This window comes from Maribacter sp. ACAM166 (genome assembly GCF_005771495.1).
GTDB lineage: Bacteria > Bacteroidota > Bacteroidia > Flavobacteriales > Flavobacteriaceae > Maribacter.
Map to the genome: position 1 here is coordinate 1 of NZ_VAUW01000037.1, position 24,064 is coordinate 24,064.

Sequence of the window (24,064 nt, forward strand, 5' to 3'; positions counted from 1 at the left end):
ATAACTTCAACCACCCACATAAATCTTTAGGTAATAAATCACCTAAAGAGTGTATGCCCAGGTTTGATGAAGAATTTAAATTCTTCATCAAACCTGACCTAAATAATAATTATTTATCGAATTTAGACGTGTCCTAAGACGGGGAAGCCTACAGTGGACTGTTTTCTAGATTCCATTAAAACATAAAATATTAATATGTAATGGAAGAGACAGAAAGATTACTCTTGTTTTAAAGGGAGCATAACAAGCTGCGAAATATTGTTGTGTGTAGATGATTCTAAAAAAATAAGTTGACATTGATTTTAACACAAAAACCTAAGGTTTTGAGAAAGGAATCAATTATTTCAAAAAAAAAATACATCAAACATTGGTTTTTAAATATAATTACTACTTTAGCCAAAGATTAGAATACCAATGACAAAACAATATTTCTGGAACGGTTTTTATTTTTACTTCTTTTTTAAAAGAGGTACGGGACTGTTCTAGCATATTTTAAAGATAAAATAGAATTAAGTTCCGATGTACATCGGAACTTTTTTTTTGAATATAATTGAACAAAAAGTGAGTTTAAAAATAGCCATACAGGGAATTAAAGGTTCCAATCACCATCAGGTCGCAAAAGACTGTTTTGGTCAAGATATCGAGTTGGTAGAGTGCATGTCTTTTGATTTGCTTGTTGAAAAATTGCTATCCAACGAAGCGGGTCAAGGTATTATGGCCATTGAAAATTCAATTGCTGGATCAATAATCCCGAATTATGCATTGGTCAACCATAATAACTTGCATATTATTGGCGAATACTATTTGAATATCCATCATAATTTGATGGTCCTAAAAGGGCAACAAATAAACGATATTACTGAGGTAAGCTCACACCCTATGGCATTGTTGCAATGCAAGGATTTTTTCAAGCAATATCCGCAGATTAAGATGGTTGAGGATGTGGATACGGCCGAAACAGCAAAGCGTATTCAAGAAAAAAAATTGAAGCATGTTGCAGCCATTGCCCCTTCTGTAGCGGCAGAAATGTACGGGTTGGACATCGTATCGAAAGAGATACAGACCATTAAAAATAATGCTACTCGTTTTATTATTGTACAAACAAAAAATAGTGTGTTGCCAGAGGCTGATATAACCAAAGCTTCTGTACGGTTTATAGCTAACCATAAAAGGGGAAGTTTGGCCGCAGTACTTAATGTTATGAGTGATTGCAGATTAAACTTGACGAAAATACAGTCCTTACCAGTGATAGAAACGCCATGGAAATATGCCTTTTTTGTTGATGTCACTTTTACTGATTATGTCGATTTCAAAAAGGCGAAGAGCCTGTTGAACATCATGTCCGAAGATTTTAAAGTACTGGGTGAATATAAAAATGTGAGAGCATGATACAGACTGCAGATCGACTTAAAACCGTTCAGGAATACTACTTCTCTAAGAAATTAAGAGAGGTGAGGGGGCTAATGGCAAAGGGTAGGCCAATTATAAACATGGGTATTGGTAGTCCAGATTTGGCTCCGTCACAACATGTTTTAAAAACGCTTCAAGAAGCTGTACTTGATGCAGGGGCGCATCAATATCAAAGTTACCAAGGGTTGCCTGAGTTGCGTGAGGCAATAGCTCGATTTTATCAAGATAAATTCAATGTAACAGCAGACCCGGCTACGGAGATACTTCCGTTAATGGGTTCTAAGGAAGGAATTATGCACATAAGCCTTGCATTTTTAAATGAAGGCGATGAGGTGTTGATTCCAAACCCTGGATATCCTACGTATACATCGGTAACGCATTTAGTTGGAGCGGTACCTAAGTATTATGATTTGACGGAAGCCAATGGTTGGTTTCCAGATTTGGAGATTTTGGAGAAGCAAGATTTGTCTAACGTTAAAATTATGTGGCTCAGCTATCCACATATGCCAACAGGGGCAATAGCCTCACTTGAGCAGTTAGGGGCAATGGTAAATTTTGCTAAGAAAAATGATATTCTATTAGTAAACGATAACCCGTATAGTTTTGTTCTAAATGCAGAGCCTGCAAGCATTTTAAGTTTGCCAAAGGCTAAGGAAGTTTGTTTAGAATTGAATTCGCTTAGTAAAACCTTTAATATGGCAGGTTGGCGCGTAGGTTATGTACTGGGAAGTACGGAGCATATTGAAGCTATTTTAAAGGTGAAGAGTAATATGGATTCTGGAATGTTCTATGGAATTCAAAAAGGAGCTATCGCTGCTCTAGAAAGTAGTGATGATTGGTTTTCTAGTTTAAATGAAGTGTATGATTCTAGACGGGAATTGGTTTTTCAATTAGCCGATAAATTGAAGTGCACGTATGATAGGAATGCGGTGGGCATGTTTGTATGGGCAAAATTACCTGAAGGGAGTATTACATCCGAAGAATTTATAGATGACATTTTATATAAAAAGGATTTATTCATTACCCCTGGAACGATTTTCGGCAGTAATGGAGAAGGATATATACGCTTTTCACTTTGTATCACTGAGGATAAAATAAAAGAGGCAATTAAAAGGTTTTGATTTGATGACGTATTCAGAGATCGAAATCTGAATTTTAAGGAATAAGGAATAAAATCTCCCTCTTTTGGAGGGGTTAGGAGAGTAAAATGAACGTATTTGTAATCGGTATTGGTTTAATTGGTGGTTCTTTGGCGAAAGATATAAAGTCTACGCTTGAAGATGTTACCGTATACGGTATAGATTCTAATGTAGCACATTTAGCAGAGGCCCTAACGCTAGGGATTGTCGATAAGAAAGCAGCCTATCAAGATTTGCAATTGGCAGACATGGTGATTGTAAGTATTCCGGTAGATGTTATGGTTACAGAGCTTCCGAAAATATTGGATGCCGTACATGAAGATTGTGTTGTTTTTGATGTAGGGTCGACAAAATCGTTAATCTGTAAAACGTTAGAGAATCACCCGAAAAGGAGAAACTTCTTGGCATGTCACCCAATTTCGGGAACAGAGTTTTCCGGTCCATCAGCAGCTATTGTCGGTTTGTTCAACGAAAAGACGAACATTATTTGTGAAGTGGAGTTGACTGCATTTAAGCTACAAGAAAGAGCATTACAAATTTTTCAATCAATAGGTATGCGTATCCGATACATGAATCCAGAAGCGCACGATAAGCATATCGCCTATGTGTCTCATTTATCACACATCAGTGCTTTTATGTTAGGTAAAACGGTCATTGAAAAAGAGAAAAATGAACGTGATATTTTTGATATGGCGGGCAGTGGTTTTGAAAGCACGGTTCGTTTAGCAAAAAGTTCACCAGCCATGTGGACTCCTATTTTTAAACAGAATAAAGAGAATGTGGTCGAGACTTTAGAAGGATATATTCAAAATCTTACGGCATTTAAACAATTGTTATTAGAAGATGATTATGAAGGCATTTATAATGAAATGAACAATACCAATAAAATAAAAGGAATATTAAAAGGAATACCATTAAACAAGAAATAGAATAAATTAAAATGAAAAATTCAAAACAAATGAGAACATGGTTGGACGATTTAGGACTAGATCATCCACTAGTAATAGCAGGGCCATGTAGTGCGGAAACAGAGGAACAAGTGTTAGGAATAGCACACTCCTTAAAGGATACCGATGTCAATTATTACAGGGCAGGTATTTGGAAACCACGTACACGTCCAGGAAATTTTGAAGGTGTAGGCGCATTGGGCCTTAAATGGCTTCAACAAGTTAAAGCTGAAACAGGTATGAAAACGGCTACTGAAGTAGCTAATCGTGCACACGTTGAATTAGCTTTAGAGCATGATATCGATTTATTATGGATCGGTGCAAGATCAACAGTGAGTCCGTTTATCGTACAAGAAATTGCAGATGCCTTAAAGGGAACTGATAAAATTGTATTGGTAAAGAATCCTGTGAATCCAGATTTAGCATTGTGGTTAGGTGCCGTAGAACGTTTAGCAACTGCTGATATCAAGAATTTAGGAGTTATTCATAGAGGGTTCTCTACGTATGAGAAAACTAAATATAGAAATATTCCAGAATGGCAAATGCCAATTGATTTGCAGACTAAATTTCCAGATTTGCCAATCATAAATGACCCATCACATATCACTGGAAATAGAGATATGATTTTCGATGTATCGCAAACTGCGTTAGATCTTAATTTTGACGGATTAATGATTGAAACACATCATGACCCTGATAAGGCATGGAGTGATGCTGCACAGCAAGTGACGCCAGCAACATTGGTTCAGATTATGAAAGATTTGAAGATACGTAAAGAGGATAACTCTGAAACGGAATATAAAGCGAAACTGAACAATTTAAGAGCGAATATTGATATTTTCGATAATCAGTTACTTGAGACTCTAGGCAAACGTATGAAGACTTCAGATGCAATTGGCGCTCTTAAAAAAGAGAAGAATGTAGCTGTTTTACAAAGTACTCGATGGAACGAGATTTTAGGGGCAATGATTTTAGAAGGAGAAACCAAGGGACTTAGTGAAGAATTTGTACTTCGCATGTTCAAAGCGATTCACCAAGAATCGATTCGTCATCAAGAGAAAATAGTTAACGGTTAAAAGTTGACTTTATATATAAAAATGCCCGGTCAAGTAGACCGGGCATTTTTAATTTTATCTTTTGAAAATATATCTGGTAATAAATATACCTGATGAATCCCCCTTGCCACCGTCACTTTCAACAGCACTGGTGACAAACGCTAGCTCCCAGCCTTCGGCTACCATAGCATTTATTTTAGAGGTTATAACAGCATCATTGGCTGCGATATTCTGAAAACGGATACCGCCAATATTGAAAAAATTCAATAGTTTGGTTTCGTCAAAATCTTTAACTCTGATTTCGCCTCTTTTCGATTTGTTACGGCTATTGTCGTCTTCAGTTTGGGTTGTAGTAAATTCTGCATAATCCTTTTCTTCATTACCATCGATAATTCTAGAACGCCCCATCCCACTTGATACGATAGATTCTACACTGGTAATGACTTTAAACTCTTGTGCGCTTAAACTTAAAGCACCACAAAACATCAGTAATACACTAAAAATACTTTTTTTCATGATTTTGGTTTTTTTAAAAAATTAACCATCTTTTGATGATTATCAATTGTTAACAGTGTAAAACATAATTAATTGTATAAAATAGGCTAGAATTATGGGGTTATATGTGTTTTGGTAGAGCAGAGTTGAAAAATAGGGTAGTAATAGACCTGATGTATATACATCGATTTTTCACTATTTAAAGTCCCTCTTTTTATTGAATTTAAAAGTCAAAAACAGATTGATTATATCTTCCTTGGGGTATAGAAATTTAGTAAATAAAGTACTATTCACCTTGCTCCAAAATACCTGAGGTAACCATAAATTTATGACTTTCTATTTCTTTAATCGCGAAATTTAGTGCATATTTCGGATTGACACCACTACCACTACTAGTAATCCAACTACTTTTTCCTGTGATTTCTTTTCTAATTTTTTTTTTCTCTTTTACAGTCAGTTATACCATAACAAATTCATTTGGATTACTTGCCATTCTAAACCACCAGTTAATGATGCCTGCATCACTACCTTGGTTGTTCTACATATTGTCAACTTCGGTCGCACTTTGGTCAAAAATAAAGGTGAACACAGATTGACGTTGACGAATCACATTATTTAACGGGTTTGAGGAAATTGTACCTTTTTCTTTGAGTTGATTAAACCAGAAGCCAATTGCTGTGCAACAGTATTGGAATTTCAACCTAAAAAAACTTGGTTGAATTTATGTATCTTCTCTCTAAGTATAGCAGACGTTATTTTTTGATTTTGTATTCTGCTTTGAGTAATCCATATTTAAGGATAGAATTTTAGAAGACACCCCAGTATTTTTTAAGTTGATATAATGCTGACATCGATGCGTGGAATTTCACATCTGAAGTGTTTATTTTACAAATTATCATATAATCGTCGAAATCCAACTTTTGCATGAGTACTACAGATTCATTCGTAATTGTTTCTTGAGCGATTCCTAAGGTTGAGGTCAAAGGAGTTATAAAAAAGGATTCATTTTCTACTGAAATTCATTTTTAAGGTATAGGTTGTTATGAATTGTTATCGTTAGAAATTAAGATTTCTATTATTTTTCGTTTTTAAAGCAGTTACTTTGTATTAATGGAAGGTATTATGGATAAATGGTAGGAATTGTTTACAAATCTACAGGGAGTTGGTACACTGTTAAATCAGAAAATGGTGATTTCTATAACTGTAAGATAAAAGGGAAATTTAGAATTAAAGGAATTAAAAGCACCAATCCGGTAGCGGTTGGTGATCGAGTTCATTTTGAAGTGGAAACCATTGGGGATGACACTATCGGAATAATTCATAAAATCGAAGATCGAAAAAATTATATTATACGTAAGTCTGTGAACCTATCAAAACAGACGCATATTATAGCTTCTAATCTAAATCAGGTTTTTTTATTGGTTACGTTGAATAACCCCACCACTTATCCAGTTTTTATTGATCGATTTTTAATTACTGCAGAAGCGTATAAAATTCCCGTAGTACTTCTTTTTAATAAAGTTGATACATACAATCCAGAGGAAATCGACGAAATAAAATTTTTGGCGGCCCTTTATCGGAACATTGGGTATACCTGTATTGGAATTTCTGCTTTAACCGGAAAGAATATAGATACGGTAAAAGAAATGATGGTTGGTAAAACGTCAATGTTTTCTGGTCACTCTGGTGTGGGTAAATCTACTTTGGTAAATGCTATTGAGCCAAACTTAGATATTAAGACAAAAAAGTTGTCTGAACAACATTTACAAGGTCAGCACACTACCACTTTTGCCGAAATGTTCGATTTAAGCTTTGATGCCCGTATTATCGATACACCGGGTATAAAAGGGTTTGGTATTGTGGATATGGAAAAGGAAGAAATAGGAAATTATTTTCCTGAATTTTTTAAATTGAAACAACACTGTAAGTTTAATAATTGCATTCACATCGATGAGCCCAAGTGCGCTATAAAGGATGCATTAGAAGCTGGTGAAATAGCTTGGAGTAGATACCAAAGCTATCAACAAATGATAAAAGGCGAGGATGATAATTATCGGGTTGATATACACGATGAGAAAAAATGAGGGTAGTACTACAACGTGTATCAAGGGCAAGTGTTACGGTAGAAGATAAGCAAATAAGTACTATAAACGAAGGTTTATTAATCCTCGTAGGTATTGAGGGTTCAGATACACAAGAAGATATCGATTGGTTATCGAATAAAATAGTCAACCTACGTATTTTTAATGATGACCAAGGTGTGATGAACGATTCACTTTTAGAAAATAAAGGAGATGCTATTGTAGTTAGTCAATTTACGCTGCACGCTGCTACAAAAAAGGGGAATAGACCTTCTTATATGCAAGCTGCACGACCAGAAGTTGCAAGTCCGCTTTATGAAGCTTTCGTAGCATCTATAGAATCTAAACTAGGTAAAAATGTAGGTACAGGTATATTCGGTGCAGATATGAAAGTTGATTTACTCAATGATGGACCGGTAACGATACTTATAGATACAAAAACCAAGGAATAATGAACATTGAAAATGCACAAGTAGCCGTAGATGATTGGATCAAGGAGCATGGGGTTCGTTATTTCAACGAATTAACGAACATGGCCCAATTGACGGAAGAAGTAGGGGAGGTTGCCCGAATCATAGCGAGACGTTATGGGGAGCAGAGTGAAAAAGAATCTGATAGGGGTAAAGATTTGGGAGAAGAATTGGCAGATGTCGTATTTGTAGTGTTATGCTTGGCCAACCAAACAGGTATTGATTTGCAACAAGCTTTTGACAAAAAGTTAGATTTGAAAACAAAGCGTGATCATGACCGTCACCACAGTAATAAAAAGTTGAAATAGCCTTATATTTGGCGTTCTATTTTTAATCTTATACGTATTGAAACTTCACCTCACCGGTCCATCAAATAATCACCTAAACGCAACCATTACAATTACAGGTTCTAAAAGTGAATCTAATCGTAGTTTACTATTGGCTGCCTTGTATTCAGATGTTAGTATAGAAAATCTATCAAATTCTGACGATGCGCAGGTAATGGAGAAAGGGTTAAAAATCACTACGGGTGTTGTCGATATACATCATGCAGGTACTGCTATGCGGTTCTTAACAGGATATTTTGCGTCTCAAGAAGGAAAAGATGTAGTGCTTACGGGATCTAAAAGAATGACCGAAAGGCCTATTGAAATTTTAGTAAATGCCTTAAAATCATTGGGAGCGGAGATTTCTTATGAACAAGAAAAAGGATATCCGCCCATAAGAATCAAAGGGAAAAGAATTATAAAGGATAAGGTAAGTCTTCCGGCAAATGTAAGTAGTCAATATATTTCTTCTTTGTTATTGATTGCTCCAAGTTTGGAAAACGGATTACAATTAGAACTTGTAGGTAAAATTACTTCAGTACCGTATATTAAAATGACGTTGGGGTTACTTGAAGAAATAGGTGTGCAAACTTCCTTTGAAGGGAATGTCATTAAGGTGTCACCAAAAACTAAAGTAGCACCTACGAAACTTGTTGTAGAATCTGATTGGAGCTCGGCCTCCTATTTTTATAGTATATGTGCACTTTCTGAGCCAGGAACCGAGATTACCCTATCTGCTTATAAAAAGGAAAGTTTGCAAGGAGATAGCGTATTATCTGAAATATATAAATCTTTTGGAGTAGAAACTTCTTTCGGAGAACATAAAGTGATACTGAGAAAAACAGATAAAACCATAACAAATGAAAATGACTTTGATTTGGCCAATGCACCAGATATTGCCCAGACCATTGCCGTTACATGTTTTGGTTTAGGTATTGGTTGTCATTTAATAGGGTTACATACCTTGAAAATTAAGGAAACCGACCGTTTAGAAGCACTAGATACAGAGCTTTCTAAGTTAGGGGCAATCATATCGGTGACCGATACAACACTTACCCTAACACCATCCAAGACTCTTATTGCTGATGTTGCCATTAACACTTATAATGATCATAGAATGGCTATGTCGTTCGCTCCGCTGGCAATGCGAACAACTCTTTTTGTGAATGATGCCGAGGTGGTTTCCAAGTCTTACCCAGATTTTTGGAATGACCTTAAGCACCTTCATTTTACCATAAGAGAATTATAATTAGGGTTTTACTTGACAAGGCCTATCTGCAGATTGTATCTTTGCAGCCGCAATTTGCTACACTAAAAAATCAGCTACATGAAATTATCAAATTTTAGTTTTGAGCTTCCAAAGGAATTATTAGCAGAGCATCCTTCTGAAAATAGAGATGAATCCAAATTAATGGTAATCCATCGGGAGACTGGAAAGATTGAGCATAAAATGTTCAAGGACATGATCGATTATTTTGATGAAGGCGATGTCATGGTTCTGAATAATACAAAAGTATTCCCTGCCCGTCTATACGGAAATAAGGAAAAAACTGGTGCACGTATCGAAGTATTTCTTTTGCGTGAATTAAACGAAGAGCAACGTTTGTGGGACGTTCTTGTAGATCCGGCGCGTAAAATACGTATCGGTAATAAATTATATTTTGGGGATGATGAAACCCTGGTAGCTGAGGTTATCGATAATACAACCTCGAGAGGAAGAACATTACGTTTCTTATATGATGGTGCTTACGTAGACTTTAGAAGAAAACTTAGGGAATTAGGTGAAACACCATTGCCAAAGTATATAAAAAGAGAAGTTGAGGTAGAGGATGAATCTCGTTACCAAACTATTTATGCAAAGCATGAAGGCGCGGTCGCTGCACCTACCGCTGGACTACACTTTTCTAAACACTTATTAAAGAGATTGGAAATTAAAGGGGTAGACTTTGCGGAATTAACCTTGCATGTTGGTTTAGGTACCTTTAATCCGGTTGAGGTTGAAGACCTTTCTAAGCATAAAATGGACAGTGAAGAACTGTTTATTGAAGAAAAAGCGACACATATCGTAAACAATGCGAAGTTGAAAAAACGTCGTATTTGTGCTGTAGGTACTACTGCCATGCGTGGTTTGGAAAGTGCAGTTTCTTCAAAGCATACGCTGAATACCTATGAAGGTTGGACGAATAAATTTATTTTCCCCCCTTATGAATTCAGCCTTGCCAATGCCATGATTACCAATTTCCATTTGCCTAAATCAACCCTATTAATGATGGTATCTGCATTTATGGGCCATGATTTAATGAATAGGGCATATAAAGAAGCTATTTTGGAAAACTATAAGTTTTATTCTTATGGTGATGCCATGCTAATAATCTAATGACAAGTCACTCCTTTTAGTTAAGGAAATAAAACTAAATCCCGCTTTATCTGTATACTGAGAAAGCGGGATTTTTATAATACCTACCTTTAGTACGATGGAAGAAAAAAAGAAAAAAGACATCCGAGCACTAACGCGTGAGCAGCTTAGAGATTTTTTTGTTTCTAATGGCGACGAGGCTTTTCGGGGAAACCAGGTATATGAATGGCTGTGGCAGAAAGCTGCTTATTCCTTTGATGTAATGACTAGTCTATCAAAGGAAACTAGGGAGATGTTAGCGACTAATTTTGTCATCAACCATATTAAGGTAGACCAAATGCAACGTAGTTCAGATGGTACCATAAAAAATGCTGTACGATTGCATGATGATTTAATTGTGGAATCTGTATTGATTCCTACCAAATCGCGAACTACCGCATGTGTGTCCAGTCAGGTGGGGTGTAGTCTAGATTGTAGATTCTGTGCTACTTCTAGGTTAAAAAGAATGCGTAATCTGAATCCTGATGAAATATATGATCAAGTAGTTGCCATCGACAATGAAAGCCGACTCTATTTTGATAGACCGTTGAGCAATATTGTTTTTATGGGCATGGGAGAACCTTTAATGAACTATAACAATGTATTAAAGGCGATAGAGAAGATAACTTCACCAGATGGCTTAGGCATGTCGCCAAAACGTATTACGGTATCCACTTCGGGGGTGCCAAAGCTAATTAAGAAAATGGCTGATGATGAAGTTAGATTTAAGCTCGCTGTTTCCCTTCACTCTGCTATAGATGAAATACGCACATCAATTATGCCCTTCAATGCTAAATTTACATTAAGTGATTTACGGGAATCGTTGCAGTATTGGTATGAGAAAACAAAAAGTAGGATTACCTATGAATATATAGTTTGGGAAGGAATAAATGATACTCAAAAAGATGTTGATGCGTTGGTTGCTTTCTGCAGATTTGCACCTTCTAAGGTAAATCTGATTGAGTACAATCCTATCGATGATGGTGAGTTCAAACAAGCTTCGAATGCGGCCATTGATCGCTACGTAAGTACTCTAGAGAAGAATAATATAGTGGTTACCGTTCGTCGCTCTCGTGGTAAAGATATCGATGCCGCCTGTGGTCAGTTGGCGAATAAATCTTAAATACGGCCTGAATAAGCATGAAGTAGTTAGTACAAAGTAATACGTATAAACTTTCCTTTTTCTTCAAAGGCAAAAGCCGATATCTACCTGCTGACTACTATAAACTGCACGCTTTTCGCTAATTTTGACTTTCTAAGCAATAGCACCTGAAAATAGTAGCACAAATAAAGGAGCCTGTCTATCAGGAAATGGAGTTGTTTGAATCCAAATTTAGGGATTCGATGTCATCCAAGGTGGCTCTATTAAACAGAATCACCTATTATATCGTAAATAGAAAAGGGAAGCAAATGCGGCCCATGTTCGTGTTTCTCACGGCAAAATTATTGAATAATGGAGAGGTTAATGAACGCACGTATCGGGGAGCTACTGTAATAGAATTGATACATACCGCTACATTGGTTCATGATGATGTTGTTGATGAAAGTAATAAACGTAGAGGTTTTTTTTCTATAAATGCACTTTGGAAAAACAAAATAGCTGTTTTAGTAGGCGATTATCTACTGTCAAAAGGACTTTTGTTATCTATAGATAACGAAGATTTTGATTTGCTGAAAATTATATCTGTTGCTGTACGTGAAATGAGCGAAGGCGAATTATTACAGATAGAAAAAGCACGAAGACTCGATATTACTGAAGATGTGTACTACGAAATTATCCGCCAAAAAACAGCAACGCTTATTGCGGCATGTTGTTCATTAGGGGCTTGTTCAGTTAAGCCAGAAAGTGTTGACGTAGAAACATTTAGAAAATTCGGTGAGCTTTGCGGAATGGCATTTCAGATTAAAGATGATCTTTTTGATTATGGTACTCAGAAGATTGGGAAACCTACCGGAATCGATATTAAGGAACAAAAAATGACCCTACCCTTAATTTATACATTGAACCATTGTTCCAAAAAGGATAAAAATTGGGTTATCAATTCCATAAAAAATCATAATAAGGATAAGAAACGAGTCAAGGAAGTAATTTCCTTTGTCAAGAAAACGGGAGGTCTTGATTATGCAGTTGGTAAAATGCTTCATTATAGAGATGAAGCTTTAAAACTTTTAAGCACGTATCCTGAATCTACTTACAGAAGTGCTTTGGAGTTAATGGTGAATTATGTGGTAGACCGTACTAAATAATCCAATATTTTTTACAAAATTTTTGTTTTTAAATAACTGAATAACAGTAGTTTAAAAAACAAAATAAGATAATAGATTTTCTTAGGCAACTATTCTTGTTTTATCTTCGTCTAGGAGAATAGAAGACCAAACCATTATTTTGAAAATTATACCTTTTTATAAAAACGAAAAGCAGCTCATTAAAAGAGCTATCTCTGGTAATAGGGATGCTCAGGAGCGTTTGTATAGAAAGCATGCCCCAAAAATGTTGGGTGTCTGTAGACAATACATAAAAGATGTTCATTTTGCCGAAGATGTCATGGTGCAGGGGTTCTTTAAAATGTTTAATAAGCTGGAGACTTTCAAGTTTGAAGGCAGTTTTGAGGGATGGTTAAGAAGAATCATGATTAGGGAAAGTATTTCTTATTTAAGAAAACAACAGTTTGTTGTGTACGACGATGATATTTATGAACGTAGTCAAACTGAAAACATTTCTCAGCATACAGATTTAGATACCGAGCATATTCAGCAATTAATAGATGCACTCCCACAAGGGTATAAAATGGTTTTTGTGCTATACACGGTTGAAGGGTATAAACATCAAGAAATTGCATCAATGCTTTCTATAACAGAGAGTACTTCAAAAACACAGTTGTTAAAAGCTCGAAAATTACTGCAAGGACAATTAAGGCGACAAAATAGTATAGGGTATGGAAACCGATAAATTTGAAAAACATATAAGATCTCAGTTTAAGGAGCGAGAAATTAATCCGTCGGTCAATGCTTGGGAAAAAATTTCGGCAGAATTAACTACTGAAGTTTCAACTAAGAAGCCTGTCTATATGTGGATGGGTATTGCGGCAAGTGTAGTTGTTCTGATAGGAATTTCGCTATTCTTTTTAAATGATGGAAATGAGGTAGAGGATCCATATTTAGAAGTTGTAGAGATAAGCAAAGACGAACAATCGGAAGTAAAGCAGGTGAATAAGACATTGCCATTTGAACTACGTGAAGAACCAACTATCGTGTATGTTGAAACAAAAAGTGATATAAATACAGATGTCACCAGCGCTATAAGAGATAGGGATCAGACCATTTCCAAAAAGAAGAAAATTAGATTTCAAAATCAAATAGAAGTGGCAGCTGTAGCCGAATTGGCCTCTAAAAGCACTGCGAAGAAATTAGGGATACCGGAGAATATCATTAATAATAAGGTGGCTGAAATAGTAGCTAAAATAGATATTCTAGAACAATATAATTCAGTGAGCGATGCCGAAGTAGATTCATTGTTGAAGCGTGCACAAGATGAAATCTTACGAAATAAAGTTTTTACTACCAAAAAATCTGTCGATGCTATGGCTTTGTTGACAGCGGTTGAGGATGAACTTGATCAATCGTTCCGAGACCAAATATTCAATTCTTTAAAAGCCGGTTTTATCAAAGTGCGGACAGCTGTAGCCGACCGCAATAATTAATCATTTATAAATCGTTTAATCCAAAATCGCTATACAATACTATGGGGACAGGGACTGGAGTTTTATTCATCAACTGGTGCTGAGCGAAGTCGAAGCACCAAAAATCAAAATCAAAATGAGAACAATTACATTGCATGTAGTAGCCTTAGTTACACTTTTTATGATTCATAATATATCAGGTCAAGAGGGATATGAAAAAAAAGTAGAACTATTAAAAGAGCAAAAAGTAAATATTACACAACAGGAGAAGGAAGCTTTAAAGTACGAAGTTGAAAATATTAATGAGCGGCTAGAAAACGGCAGTATTACAGAAGAAGAAGCCACTCGGTTTAAAAAGCAAGCTGCCGAAAAAAGAGCACTTAATATAGAGAATAGAATTGCTATTGTCGATAACCAAATAAATTTAGTGGAACGTAACGAAGGTAAAACGCTTGTTTTGATGGACCTCGATACCATTACAAGTAAGGGTATTCGTCTTGGAGTAGACATAAATGGTAAGCCCGCTTTTTTATTCAAATCCAAAAATTGGAAAGATGAAATACGCTATGACCTTAGAACGTATTCAGATTTTGTTCTGGCTATTGGCTTGAATAATGCTATTGTCGAAGGGCAATCTTTAAATGATTCACCTTATAAAATAGGAGGTAGTCGATTTTTTGAAATGGGATGGCAATGGCGAACGCGTGTATTTAAAAATTCAAATTTTCTGAGGTTCAATTATGGTTTCTCATTCCAATTCAATGGTTTAAAACCTAAGAATAATCAATACTTTGTTGCCCTTGATGACAGACAAACAGAACTTCAGGAATTTGAGTTTGACCTCGACAAATCAAAATTCCGAATGGATAACCTCGTGTTTCCAATGCATTTTGAATTTGGGTCATCGACCTTGAAGACTACCGAAGAGACCATGCGTTATTCTTTGCGAAATCAATTTAGAATAGGGTTGGGTGGCTATGCCGGTTTCAATATGGGAACCCGTCAAAAATTGAAATATGACCGTAATGGTGACCATGTCAAGGATAAATTAAAACGCGGCTATAACACCAATGATTTGGTTTATGGTTTAAGTGCGTATGCAGGTGTAGATGGGGTTTTACTGTATGTGAAGTATGATTTAAACCCAATATTTAAAGATGCTTTGGTAGCACAGCGTAATGTTTCGTTGGGCCTTCGGTTCGATTTATAATATCTGAAATAATCAAAAAAAAAAGAGACTTAAAAAAGTAGGCTCAACTTTCACAAATCGGCATCGAGAACAACAAGATAATTCGGCTCAAGAGATTACGCCGCCGCTCGGATTAGTATTAAAATTCCCGACGTAATAGGTCCTTTTATTATTTTAAGATGCTAAATTCATCGATGCTTGGTTCGATAACAAAAATAACAATCTTGGGCGTGAGCTGAAGTAGCCTCCTTTAGAAAGGCCACAAGATTTCGTTTTTTCTTTATCATTTAGTTTGTTCCACCAAGTATCGTCAATTGGTGCTATTTTAATAGTAGATAAGACATTATGTTGTATAATTTTGGATATCTAATACAGTAATAAAATACAATTTTCGGAAATAGGAACTAATAAAAACCTTGTATATTTTTTGATTTAGAGTTGTCCTATATACCGTTATACGAAAATAGTAAGGACATTGAAAAGTATTGCCGCCAGAATGATTATTGTTCCTTACTCTTGGAGAAGAGAGGGCATAGTTGGGTGGTTCGTTTTAGGGGTTAAGTGGAATTTATATTAATACGATAATTGAACTTGGTGACGAAAAGGTTATTATGGATACTATTCAGAATAAAAGAAAAGGAGGATAAAGTTCAACATAAAGATGGTATGAAATTATCTTAAAAAATAAGAATACCTTAAAAACTTAACCTGGATTTGGGTAGTGAAAACTAGTAAGTTAACCGAATAAATATGCACTTTATCGAAATTAGTAGCAGCTATTTGTAGTTTGTCGGTTTTAATTTGAACATTTAAAATGTTTTATAAAACGGAATACAAATAAGTAAGAATGGTATGATATTTTTGTTATAATCTTCCTACAGGTTAGTTTCAAAATATAAATATTATAAGTTTCCCCCTCCATTGTTTTTTATTTTTTCAATAGCGGTTTTGCCCAAATCCCTATGAATATTTGCTTAGTTATGGTTGTAACCAAACTGAGTTTATATGATTGAAAATTACTTTAAGTAACATTAAGAATTGTCTTCTAATGCGTCTCACGTGTTCAATAAACTGTGGGTTAAACTTATATTTTCACTTCTACATATTAGTTTTGGTTCACCTAGGAAAAAAGGAAACTTTTCCACTAGGTAGCATGAATATTTTAAATACCAAAAAAATAATAATAGTTACACCAACATCCCACACTATGCAGATTTTCACAACCAACTACAGTACCAAGGCAATACGTTCGTTGACAGGCGTTCTTCGCAATGTAAAGGACTTAATCTCATTTGTTAATCCTGGCAAACAGTCAGATATCCTGCCGGAATCGCGTATATATGTACCTGGTAAGAGAACTCTTTCCTTGTTGGTACTTTGTATGTTCATGGGCTTTACAGGTTCTATTTTGGCACAGGCTACTTTTACTGTTACTCCTGCGACGAAAACAGCAACTCTAAGTGAGGTATTTAACCTTACTGTTGTCATAACAACTAGTGAGGCAGCAAATGGAGGTGAAGTTCATATGACTTTTGATGAAAACATCCTTCAGGTCAACAGCATTACAAAAACGGCTCCTTTTGATAATCTGTTAATTGCTCCATCGTTTGACAATATAAATGGGACCATCGATTTCGCGGCAGGGATTCCAAATTTTGGTGTTGTCCCTTTCGATGGAACATTTAACTTTCTTATCATTGAGGTCCAAGCGATTGCCAATGGCAATAGTGCTGTCGATTTTAATGGTGTTAATCCATCTAAAATTACAAGTGGTGTTAATCCTGGTACGGTAATTCTTGATTCCGCAACGGGTGCTGTAATCAACGTGGGTATCGTTAACGAACCCCCGGTTTTTGACAATAATATAAGCGACCAAATAAATATTGAACAGGATATTGTTACGCTTGATGCGAGCGCGACTGATCCTGATGGAAATACCGTAATCTATCAAGCTACTAACCTGCCCGCTGGACTTGTTATTGATTCAAATGGATTGATTTCTGGAACAATCGAGGTCGGAGCGGCAACAGCAGGTTCTCTTAATACAGGAGTTTATGACGTTGCGGTCACTGCCACTGACGACGGAATACCCATTTTGAGCAACTCACAAAATTTTGCTTGGACCGTGGATACTCCAACTGTTACTAGTTATACTGTCACAGCAACAGCAGGCCCTAATGGAACCATAGATCCATTTAACGCCACGGTAAATGAGGGAGGAAGCCAATTTTTTGCAATCACTCCAGATACAGGTTATGAAGTAGCCGAGGTTTTGGTTGATGGCATTCCTGTTCTTCCTGTTCCAACTGCTTCTTATACACTTATGAACGTAACTGAAGGCGCAGACATTAGTGTTAGTTTTAGTGAAATCGCAACAGATCCTTTTCAATTATGTATCGCATCCGGATCGGGTGACCTTACAGCTTTCGGTAGAAATTTTGTAGGGGATTCTGCAACTACGCCTCCAACCGGACTTGGATTTGCTCGTACTAATGGTTTACTATATGACGGGTATACTGGACCCATAACAAATGCTATAGCCGGTGACGAAACTTTGCTTTTTCAGAAAGAGATTTATGGTGGTAAAATAGGTGCAAATGGTACTTCCCCATATACCTATGATATACCTGTAACTAATGGCTTTTATCAGGTGAACCTCTATTTTACTGAGGTATTTCATACGGAAACTAACAAACGTATTTTTGATGTTTTATTGGAAGGCAATGTTATTTTGGATGAGTACGAGATGGTTGATCCAATAAAAGACGGAATTTCTACATTTCAAACTGCTATTACACGTACCTATTATGTAAACGTTACGGATGGTTCGCTCCAAGTAGGAATTGGCCCGGCAGCTGTTGATAATGGTAAATTATCCGGTTTGTGTGTTACTGCAGTAACCAGCGCCAACCTGCATCCTGTAACCGCTATAGGTGACCTAACTTATGATGCTTTGGTAGCCGTTGCAGACCCTTTAAACATCGTAGATCCTGAGAGTGATGTGCTAAGTGTCGTATTCAATGGTTTGCCTGCTTCTTTATCTTATGACCCAGCCACAAATCAAATTCAGGGAACACCATTAGCTACGGATGCCAATACATATACCATCAATGCCATCATTTCTGATGGCACCAATTCTCCGGTTACGGAAGAGTTTACTTTGGTTATTAATCCGGTGCCAGGGAATGATTCCCCTACTATAGTTGATATTGATGATGCCAAAATTGCAGAAGGCACAACACTTGATTTAAATATTCAAGTAAATGACGATACAGATACTTTCGCATCTATTGAAATTTATGATAAAAGTGTTGTTCACAGTGCTAATACAGATCCTTACACTTCAGGAGGTACAGTTTCTGGTTATACTTTTACCGAAAATCCAGTAGGATCAGGTAGTTATACTTTAAATTGGCCAACTGGTCTAACAGATGGAAGGTCATATTCTGCATTAGTTACTGCAGATGATGGCGTCAACCAATCTGTGACAACCTCCTTTGATATAAATATAGCCCAAGATATTCCTAATCAAATCTTGGGAAAAACTTTTAGCAGCCCATTACCTTGGTATAAATATGCGGCTGCCACTCCACCACCAGCGCCACAGTTTACAGTCGCAATTGAGGTAAATGCATCTGAAAACGCTGGCTACATAGACAATGGAGATTTTGTGGAATATGTTATTAACGTCCCTAACGCAGGGGTCTACGATCTTGAATTATTTTCCGGTAAAGGAAGCAATGGAACTACTGTGATTACTTTTTCAGAGGAAAACGGCGGAGGTTTTGTACCCATAGGATCCATAAGTGTCCTCAAAACAGGCTGGCAGACATATGTTTCTTATAAGACTCAAGTAAATTTCACCAATGCGGGTGTGCAAACCTTGCGTTTTGATTTTAATGGAGGTGCCAATATTAGAGATTTTAACTTTACGCTAAACGCCAGCCCTGTTTTCACCGCAGAAATTACAGATCAGAATAACCTGGAAGGTGATACGCCAATAGGTCTCGCTGTAGCAGCAAATGACCCCGATGGAGGCGATTCTGTTACCTTCTCGGACAATGGCACTTTACCATCGGGCTTAAGTATAGACCTGAATACCGGGGCTATTAACGGAACTATCGATGTAGGGGCAGAAACAAATAGCCCTTATGCAGTTGTTATCACAGCAACTGATGATGAAGATGATACAAGTACTAGTGAATTTAACTGGATCATAGGTGCCCCGTTAAGTTTACCGCTATGTATCAATTCTGGTGATCAGGGGCCTATTACAGCTTTTGGAAAATCCTTTATTGCAGATCAGTATGTTACCCCAGCAGAGGAAAATTTTTATAACACCCCTGCCGGTCAGGCCATTATTGGTACAACTTCCGGAAGTGGAGAGGAAGATTTATTTCAGTCTGAACATTGGACCGCTGCTGCCGGAGGATTACAATACAATATTCCAACAGGAAATGGAGATTTTACAGTAGATCTATATATGGCGGAATTATTTGCGAATGCTAATGATGCGCGAGTCTTAAATATCACTATAGAAGGAATAGAAGTATTGACTGGTCTTGATTTATTTGAAGACTATGGCAAATTTACAGCTGCTACCTTAACATTTTCTACAACCGTTACTGATGCCTTTCTTGATATTGTAATTACCAGTACTGCTGATAATCCGAAACTTAATGGACTGTGTGTTTCGGTTGCACCACCGAATACCCCTCCAACTGTAGCGATTACAGGTCCTGCGAACATAAATGTAAGCAGGGGAACAAATGTTAGCTTCATAGGAGAGGCTATTGACGCTAAGGATGGCGACATCTCTGCCACTATAAATTGGTCTTCAGATGATAACGAGACTGTTTTTAGTTCTGGTACTATAGGGGCAGTTGTTGATGCGAGCTTTGTTAGACCTGGCAGCACAATAGTAACGGCCAGCGTAACAGATTCTGAGGGTCTTCCTGGATCAGATACTTTTACAGTAAACGTATCGGCGCCTGAAGTCACTTTTGCCGCACCTACTGAAAGTGAAGTCTTAAATTCATTAACAGTAAATGTTACGGCAAATCCATTGGGTGTCTTATTTGGTAATGCAGAGCATTTTCATGTTTATATTAATCCACCGAATATAAATGCTATAGATACAGAAACGCGGATTTCCACAGCGCCATCTGCACCTTGGAAGATAGATGACACTAACTTTGTGTTTGATGAGACCAGTGGAGCACTTTCCAAGAATGGTCTTGGAAATGGGATTCAGGAAGGAGTCAATACGCTCATTATTCGTGTAGCAGACCAATTTCATAATGAATTCACAAATCCACCAGCTCAGGCAATAGTCAACTTTACAGTTACCCTGCCAGACACTACAGATCCAATAGCACTTTGTCAGAATATTACTGTAGAACTTGATGCGACTGGAAATGCATCAATTACCGCAGCTGATGTAGATGGTGGTTCTTCTGACAATGATGGTATCGCAAGTCTGGCTATTGATGTAAATAGTTTTACAGTAGCAGATTTGGGCACCAATCTTGTTACTCTTACGGTAACAGATATAAATAATAACACTGCTACTTGTACGGCGAATGTGACTATAGAAGATAATTTGACCCCGACAGCTGTTTGTACTGATTTTACGCTGCAACTAGATGCCAATGGTACTGGAAGCTTAACGACAGCCGATGTTGATGGCGGGTCTACTGACAATGTAGCTATCGTCAATACAGATATAGATATTAGTGATTTTGATACCAGCGATGTTGGTCTTAATACGGTGATACTAACGGTCACGGATTCCAGTGGTAACTCCTCAACGTGTACCGCTGTGGTTACGGTAGAGGATAATGTGGCGCCTACTGCAATATGTCAAAACATTAATGTTGAGTTGGATTCTAACGGGCAGGCTACCATTACCCCGGCAGATATCGATAACGGCTCCGATGATGCCGCTGGAATTGTAGATTTGTTTTTGAGTACCAGCGACTTCGATTGTAATGATGTGGGGGATAATACGGTTACCTTGACTATTACCGATACGAATGGCAACGTAGCTACTTGTACCACAACAGTGACAGTCATTGATGGCACACCTCCTGTAGTGGCTTGTGCTACAGATATATTTATCACAAGTGCTAGTTATCAGGTGGTTATGTTGACTCCTCCTACGGCTAGTGATGCTTGTGGAGTAAAAACAGTTGTAGGTTCGCGTAGTGACGGTCTTCTACTCACTGATCCATACCCATTGGGGATTACTACGGTTCTTTGGACCGTAACGGACAACAATAATCTGGAAGGAACATGCCAGCAACAAGTAATCATTACAGCTCCTGTTTCCAGTGGGAAAGAGATCCTTGGTTTTGATATCACAGAACAGGTTAGTAATGAGAGTATTAATTCAGGCACAGGTACTATAGCGTTAACGGTAAGCACAGGAACTCTTGTTACCGCTCTGGCGCCAACAATTGTAATTTCCAATGCTGCGGAAATAAGCCCTAGTTCAGGTACACCGAGGGATTTCACAACGCCTCAAACGTATACAGTAACTGCAGAGGATGATACTACAAAAGAATGGACGGTTACTATTAGTGTGGCTCCGGATACGGAAGACCCGGTAATTACATCATGTCCTGATGATATAATAGTAGCTAATGATGCCGGAGTTTGTGGCGCGTTAGTCACCTTCAATGCAATTGCTACGGACAATCTGCCCGGGGTAACGATTAGCTATTCTGTGGCTAGTGGTTCTATGTTTGATGTAGGAACCACAACGGTTAGCGTAACAGCAACAGATGCTGCAGGCCTAACAGCAACATGTAGTTTTGATGTAACGGTTAATGATTTGGAAGCTCCGGAAATTACTTGTCCCGTTGATGGAACGGTACAGGGAGACCTTGCCGGGAATGCAATACTGCCAGATTTTACTGGATTAGCTGTGGTAAGTGACAATTGTGATTCTAGTGTTATGATTACACAATCACCAGCTCCTGGTACTAATGTATCCGGAACCGTTCCTGTAACACTTACCGCGACAGATATCGATTTGAATTCAGTCCCGTGTACATTTAATGTAATCATAGTGCCAGCGACACTTGCTTCCTTGACTATCGCACCTTCCGCTATATCAGTGAATCTTTTTCAAGGACAAACTGCTATGGTAAATTATGTGGTGGATTCAGATGATGCAAGTACCATACCAACACCAGCTGCAATGTCTATTATCGATAATGTAACAAGTAATACGGCGACCTGGGTATCGACCACAAGTGCTGCCGATCAGGGAACTTCTTATGAAGTGAATTTGGATGCCACGGGATTAACACCCGGTACGCACAACGCAACACTAACCGCAGGTCCGGTTAGCGGATATACCAATGCCAGTATTCCAATTACTTTGATAGTGGAAGCTGTTCCAACGGTACTTTCCGTGACGAGTTTTACCTTGGTAAATGCAGATAATGAGCAGGATATCATGACGATTACCAACGGGATGATAATTGATGTTACAACATTACCGACTTTAAATCTGAATATTAGGGCAAATAGCACTTCAGATGTAAAGAGTGTTCGGATGCAGCTTACAGGTACACTAGCTAAAACCGCAACCGAAAATTTCGCACCCTATGCCTTATATGGAGATAGTTCTGGTAACTATGCGGCGCAGGCCTTTGTAATTGGTAATTATAATTTAACCGCAAACCCATATTCGGGCAGTAGTCTTGGGGGAACGCCTGGTATTGCGTTAACAGTAAACTTTGAACTTACAGATAAAGACCCTGTATGTGCAAGTTTTAATGCCAGCTTATCCGGTATTACTAACCCATCCACATGTTTAGGCGTTGGAAGTGCTACTGCTGTTCCTTTGGGCGGTGTTTCCCCATTCACTTATCAGTGGGATAATGGAGAAACCACTGCTACGGCCAACAATTTACTTGTAGGTCCGCATAGTGTTATTGTTAGGGATGTCAATGGTTGTTCCAAAACGTTGACCTTTACTTTAACTGGTCCGCCGCTGCCGGCTGTAACGTTAACACCATTTGCAAGTGTGTTGAATACAGCTCCTGCATTCACATTAACCGGCGGGTCACCTGCAGGGGGAACATATTCAGGTACTGGGGTAACCGGTACTGCATTTAACCCGGTTATTGGGGTTGGTACGTATGCAATAACTTATAGCTATACAGACACAAATGGATGTTCCAACTCGGCAACCCGAAGTATAACCGTTACTACGGAAACCAGTAATGCGGCCTTACTAGTGCTCGATGCCACGGATGATACTGTACTATTTGCTTTGACGGATGGCTTACAGATTAATAAGGCCACTATTGGGAATACGCCATTGGGTATTATTTTTAATACAAGCCTCAATCCGGCTGGTGTCCAGTTTACTTTGACCGGCCCTATCAACGAAAATAGATATGAAGGCCCGGCTCCTCATTCATTATTTGGAGATATAGGTGTGGATATCCTGGGAAAACCATTTCCAGTAGGAAATTATACCCTTGTTGCTGATCCAAATTTAGGACCACCCCAGATTATTAATTTCTCTATAATTGACGGCCCGCCTGTCAATCAGTCACCTGTAGTGGCTAAGACACTAGTGAATGAGATGAGTATAGCTCCGAATCCGGCCCATGAACAGGTTACCATGTCTTTTGAAGAACACATTCTTATAGAAGAGATTTTAATTTTTGATGTTACTGGAAGGCTTATTAAGACAATTAAGGAACCCTTTGGTCTTGATAGTAGAACTATTGACTTTAATGTATATGACCTTCCCATTGGAACCTATTTTATAAAGACCGTGGATAGCAAGGGGATACAATATCAACAACAAATGTTAATAGATCGATATTAACTAGTTTAAGAAAATTTATAGGA

16 protein-coding genes are annotated in these 24,064 nt (G+C 37.6%); 15 read left to right on the forward strand and 1 reads right to left on the reverse strand.

Going from position 1 to position 24,064, the window contains the following annotated elements; all coding sequences use genetic code 11:
* The first annotated feature begins 561 nt into the window (after window positions 1-561).
* From ES765_RS17685 to ES765_RS17700, 4 genes are all read left to right on the forward strand, one after another.
* A complete protein-coding gene (locus tag ES765_RS17685) occupies window positions 562-1,389 on the forward strand; it encodes a prephenate dehydratase (RefSeq protein ID WP_138115680.1) in 828 nt (275 codons plus the stop codon).
* Complete coding sequence (locus ES765_RS17690) at window positions 1,386-2,531, forward strand: pyridoxal phosphate-dependent aminotransferase (RefSeq protein WP_138115681.1); 1,146 nt, start codon at window positions 1,386-1,388, stop codon at window positions 2,529-2,531. Before ES765_RS17685 ends, ES765_RS17690 begins: the two co-directional genes overlap by 4 nt.
* A gap of 86 nt (window positions 2,532-2,617) precedes the next feature.
* Entirely contained in the window at window positions 2,618-3,478 is an 861-nt protein-coding gene (locus tag ES765_RS17695; protein ID WP_138115682.1) for a prephenate dehydrogenase, read from the forward strand.
* 11 nt (window positions 3,479-3,489) lie between these two features.
* Window positions 3,490-4,572 carry a bifunctional 3-deoxy-7-phosphoheptulonate synthase/chorismate mutase type II gene (locus tag ES765_RS17700; RefSeq protein ID WP_138115683.1) on the forward strand — a complete coding sequence of 361 codons (1,083 nt, stop codon included), beginning with the start codon at window positions 3,490-3,492 and terminating at the stop codon, window positions 4,570-4,572.
* Window positions 4,573-4,626: 54 nt separating this feature from the next.
* On the opposite strand, the gene ES765_RS17705 is transcribed toward ES765_RS17700, so the two are convergent.
* The gene (locus ES765_RS17705) at window positions 4,627-5,067 is read right to left on the reverse strand and encodes a hypothetical protein (RefSeq protein ID WP_138115684.1); all 441 of its coding nucleotides are present in this window, start codon (window positions 5,065-5,067) and stop codon (window positions 4,627-4,629) included.
* Window positions 5,068-6,176: 1,109 nt separating this feature from the next.
* On the opposite strand from ES765_RS17705, the gene rsgA reads away from it, so the two are divergent.
* The 11 genes from rsgA to ES765_RS17760 all read left to right on the forward strand — a co-directional run bounded on the left by rsgA (window position 6,177) and on the right by ES765_RS17760 (window position 24,041).
* On the forward strand, window positions 6,177-7,130 hold the full coding sequence (gene rsgA, locus ES765_RS17710; RefSeq protein WP_138115685.1) for a ribosome small subunit-dependent GTPase A: 954 nt from the start codon (window positions 6,177-6,179) through the stop codon (window positions 7,128-7,130).
* The gene (dtd, locus tag ES765_RS17715; protein WP_138115686.1) at window positions 7,127-7,579 is read left to right on the forward strand and encodes a D-aminoacyl-tRNA deacylase; all 453 of its coding nucleotides are present in this window, start codon (window positions 7,127-7,129) and stop codon (window positions 7,577-7,579) included. The genes rsgA and dtd overlap by 4 nt, the downstream gene beginning before the upstream one ends.
* A complete protein-coding gene (locus tag ES765_RS17720) occupies window positions 7,579-7,905 on the forward strand; it encodes a nucleotide pyrophosphohydrolase (protein WP_138115687.1) in 327 nt (108 codons plus the stop codon). The genes dtd and ES765_RS17720 overlap by 1 nt, the downstream gene beginning before the upstream one ends.
* 37 nt (window positions 7,906-7,942) lie before the next feature.
* On the forward strand, window positions 7,943-9,172 hold the full coding sequence (locus ES765_RS17725; protein WP_138115688.1) for a 3-phosphoshikimate 1-carboxyvinyltransferase: 1,230 nt from the start codon (window positions 7,943-7,945) through the stop codon (window positions 9,170-9,172).
* Window positions 9,173-9,250: 78 nt separating this feature from the next.
* The gene (gene queA / locus ES765_RS17730) at window positions 9,251-10,300 is read left to right on the forward strand and encodes a tRNA preQ1(34) S-adenosylmethionine ribosyltransferase-isomerase QueA (RefSeq protein ID WP_138115689.1); all 1,050 of its coding nucleotides are present in this window, start codon (window positions 9,251-9,253) and stop codon (window positions 10,298-10,300) included.
* A gap of 97 nt (window positions 10,301-10,397) precedes the next feature.
* Window positions 10,398-11,441 (forward strand): 23S rRNA (adenine(2503)-C(2))-methyltransferase RlmN, encoded by a 1,044-nt coding sequence (rlmN, locus tag ES765_RS17735; RefSeq protein WP_138115690.1) that lies wholly within the window; start codon window positions 10,398-10,400, stop codon window positions 11,439-11,441.
* A 146-nt stretch (window positions 11,442-11,587) separates the two neighbouring features.
* Window positions 11,588-12,565 (forward strand): polyprenyl synthetase family protein, encoded by a 978-nt coding sequence (locus ES765_RS17740; RefSeq protein WP_138115691.1) that lies wholly within the window; start codon window positions 11,588-11,590, stop codon window positions 12,563-12,565.
* A gap of 139 nt (window positions 12,566-12,704) precedes the next feature.
* Window positions 12,705-13,268, forward strand: a complete 564-nt coding sequence (locus ES765_RS17745; RefSeq protein ID WP_138115692.1) for an RNA polymerase sigma factor — start codon at window positions 12,705-12,707, stop codon at window positions 13,266-13,268.
* A complete protein-coding gene (locus ES765_RS17750; RefSeq protein WP_138115693.1) occupies window positions 13,255-14,019 on the forward strand; it encodes a hypothetical protein in 765 nt (254 codons plus the stop codon). The genes ES765_RS17745 and ES765_RS17750 overlap by 14 nt, the downstream gene beginning before the upstream one ends.
* Window positions 14,020-14,134: 115 nt before the next feature.
* Entirely contained in the window at window positions 14,135-15,208 is a 1,074-nt protein-coding gene (locus ES765_RS17755; RefSeq protein WP_138115694.1) for a hypothetical protein, read from the forward strand.
* A 1,186-nt stretch (window positions 15,209-16,394) separates the two neighbouring features.
* On the forward strand, window positions 16,395-24,041 hold the full coding sequence (locus ES765_RS17760; protein WP_171017355.1) for a malectin domain-containing carbohydrate-binding protein: 7,647 nt from the start codon (window positions 16,395-16,397) through the stop codon (window positions 24,039-24,041).
* The last annotated feature ends 23 nt before the right edge of the window (window positions 24,042-24,064 follow it).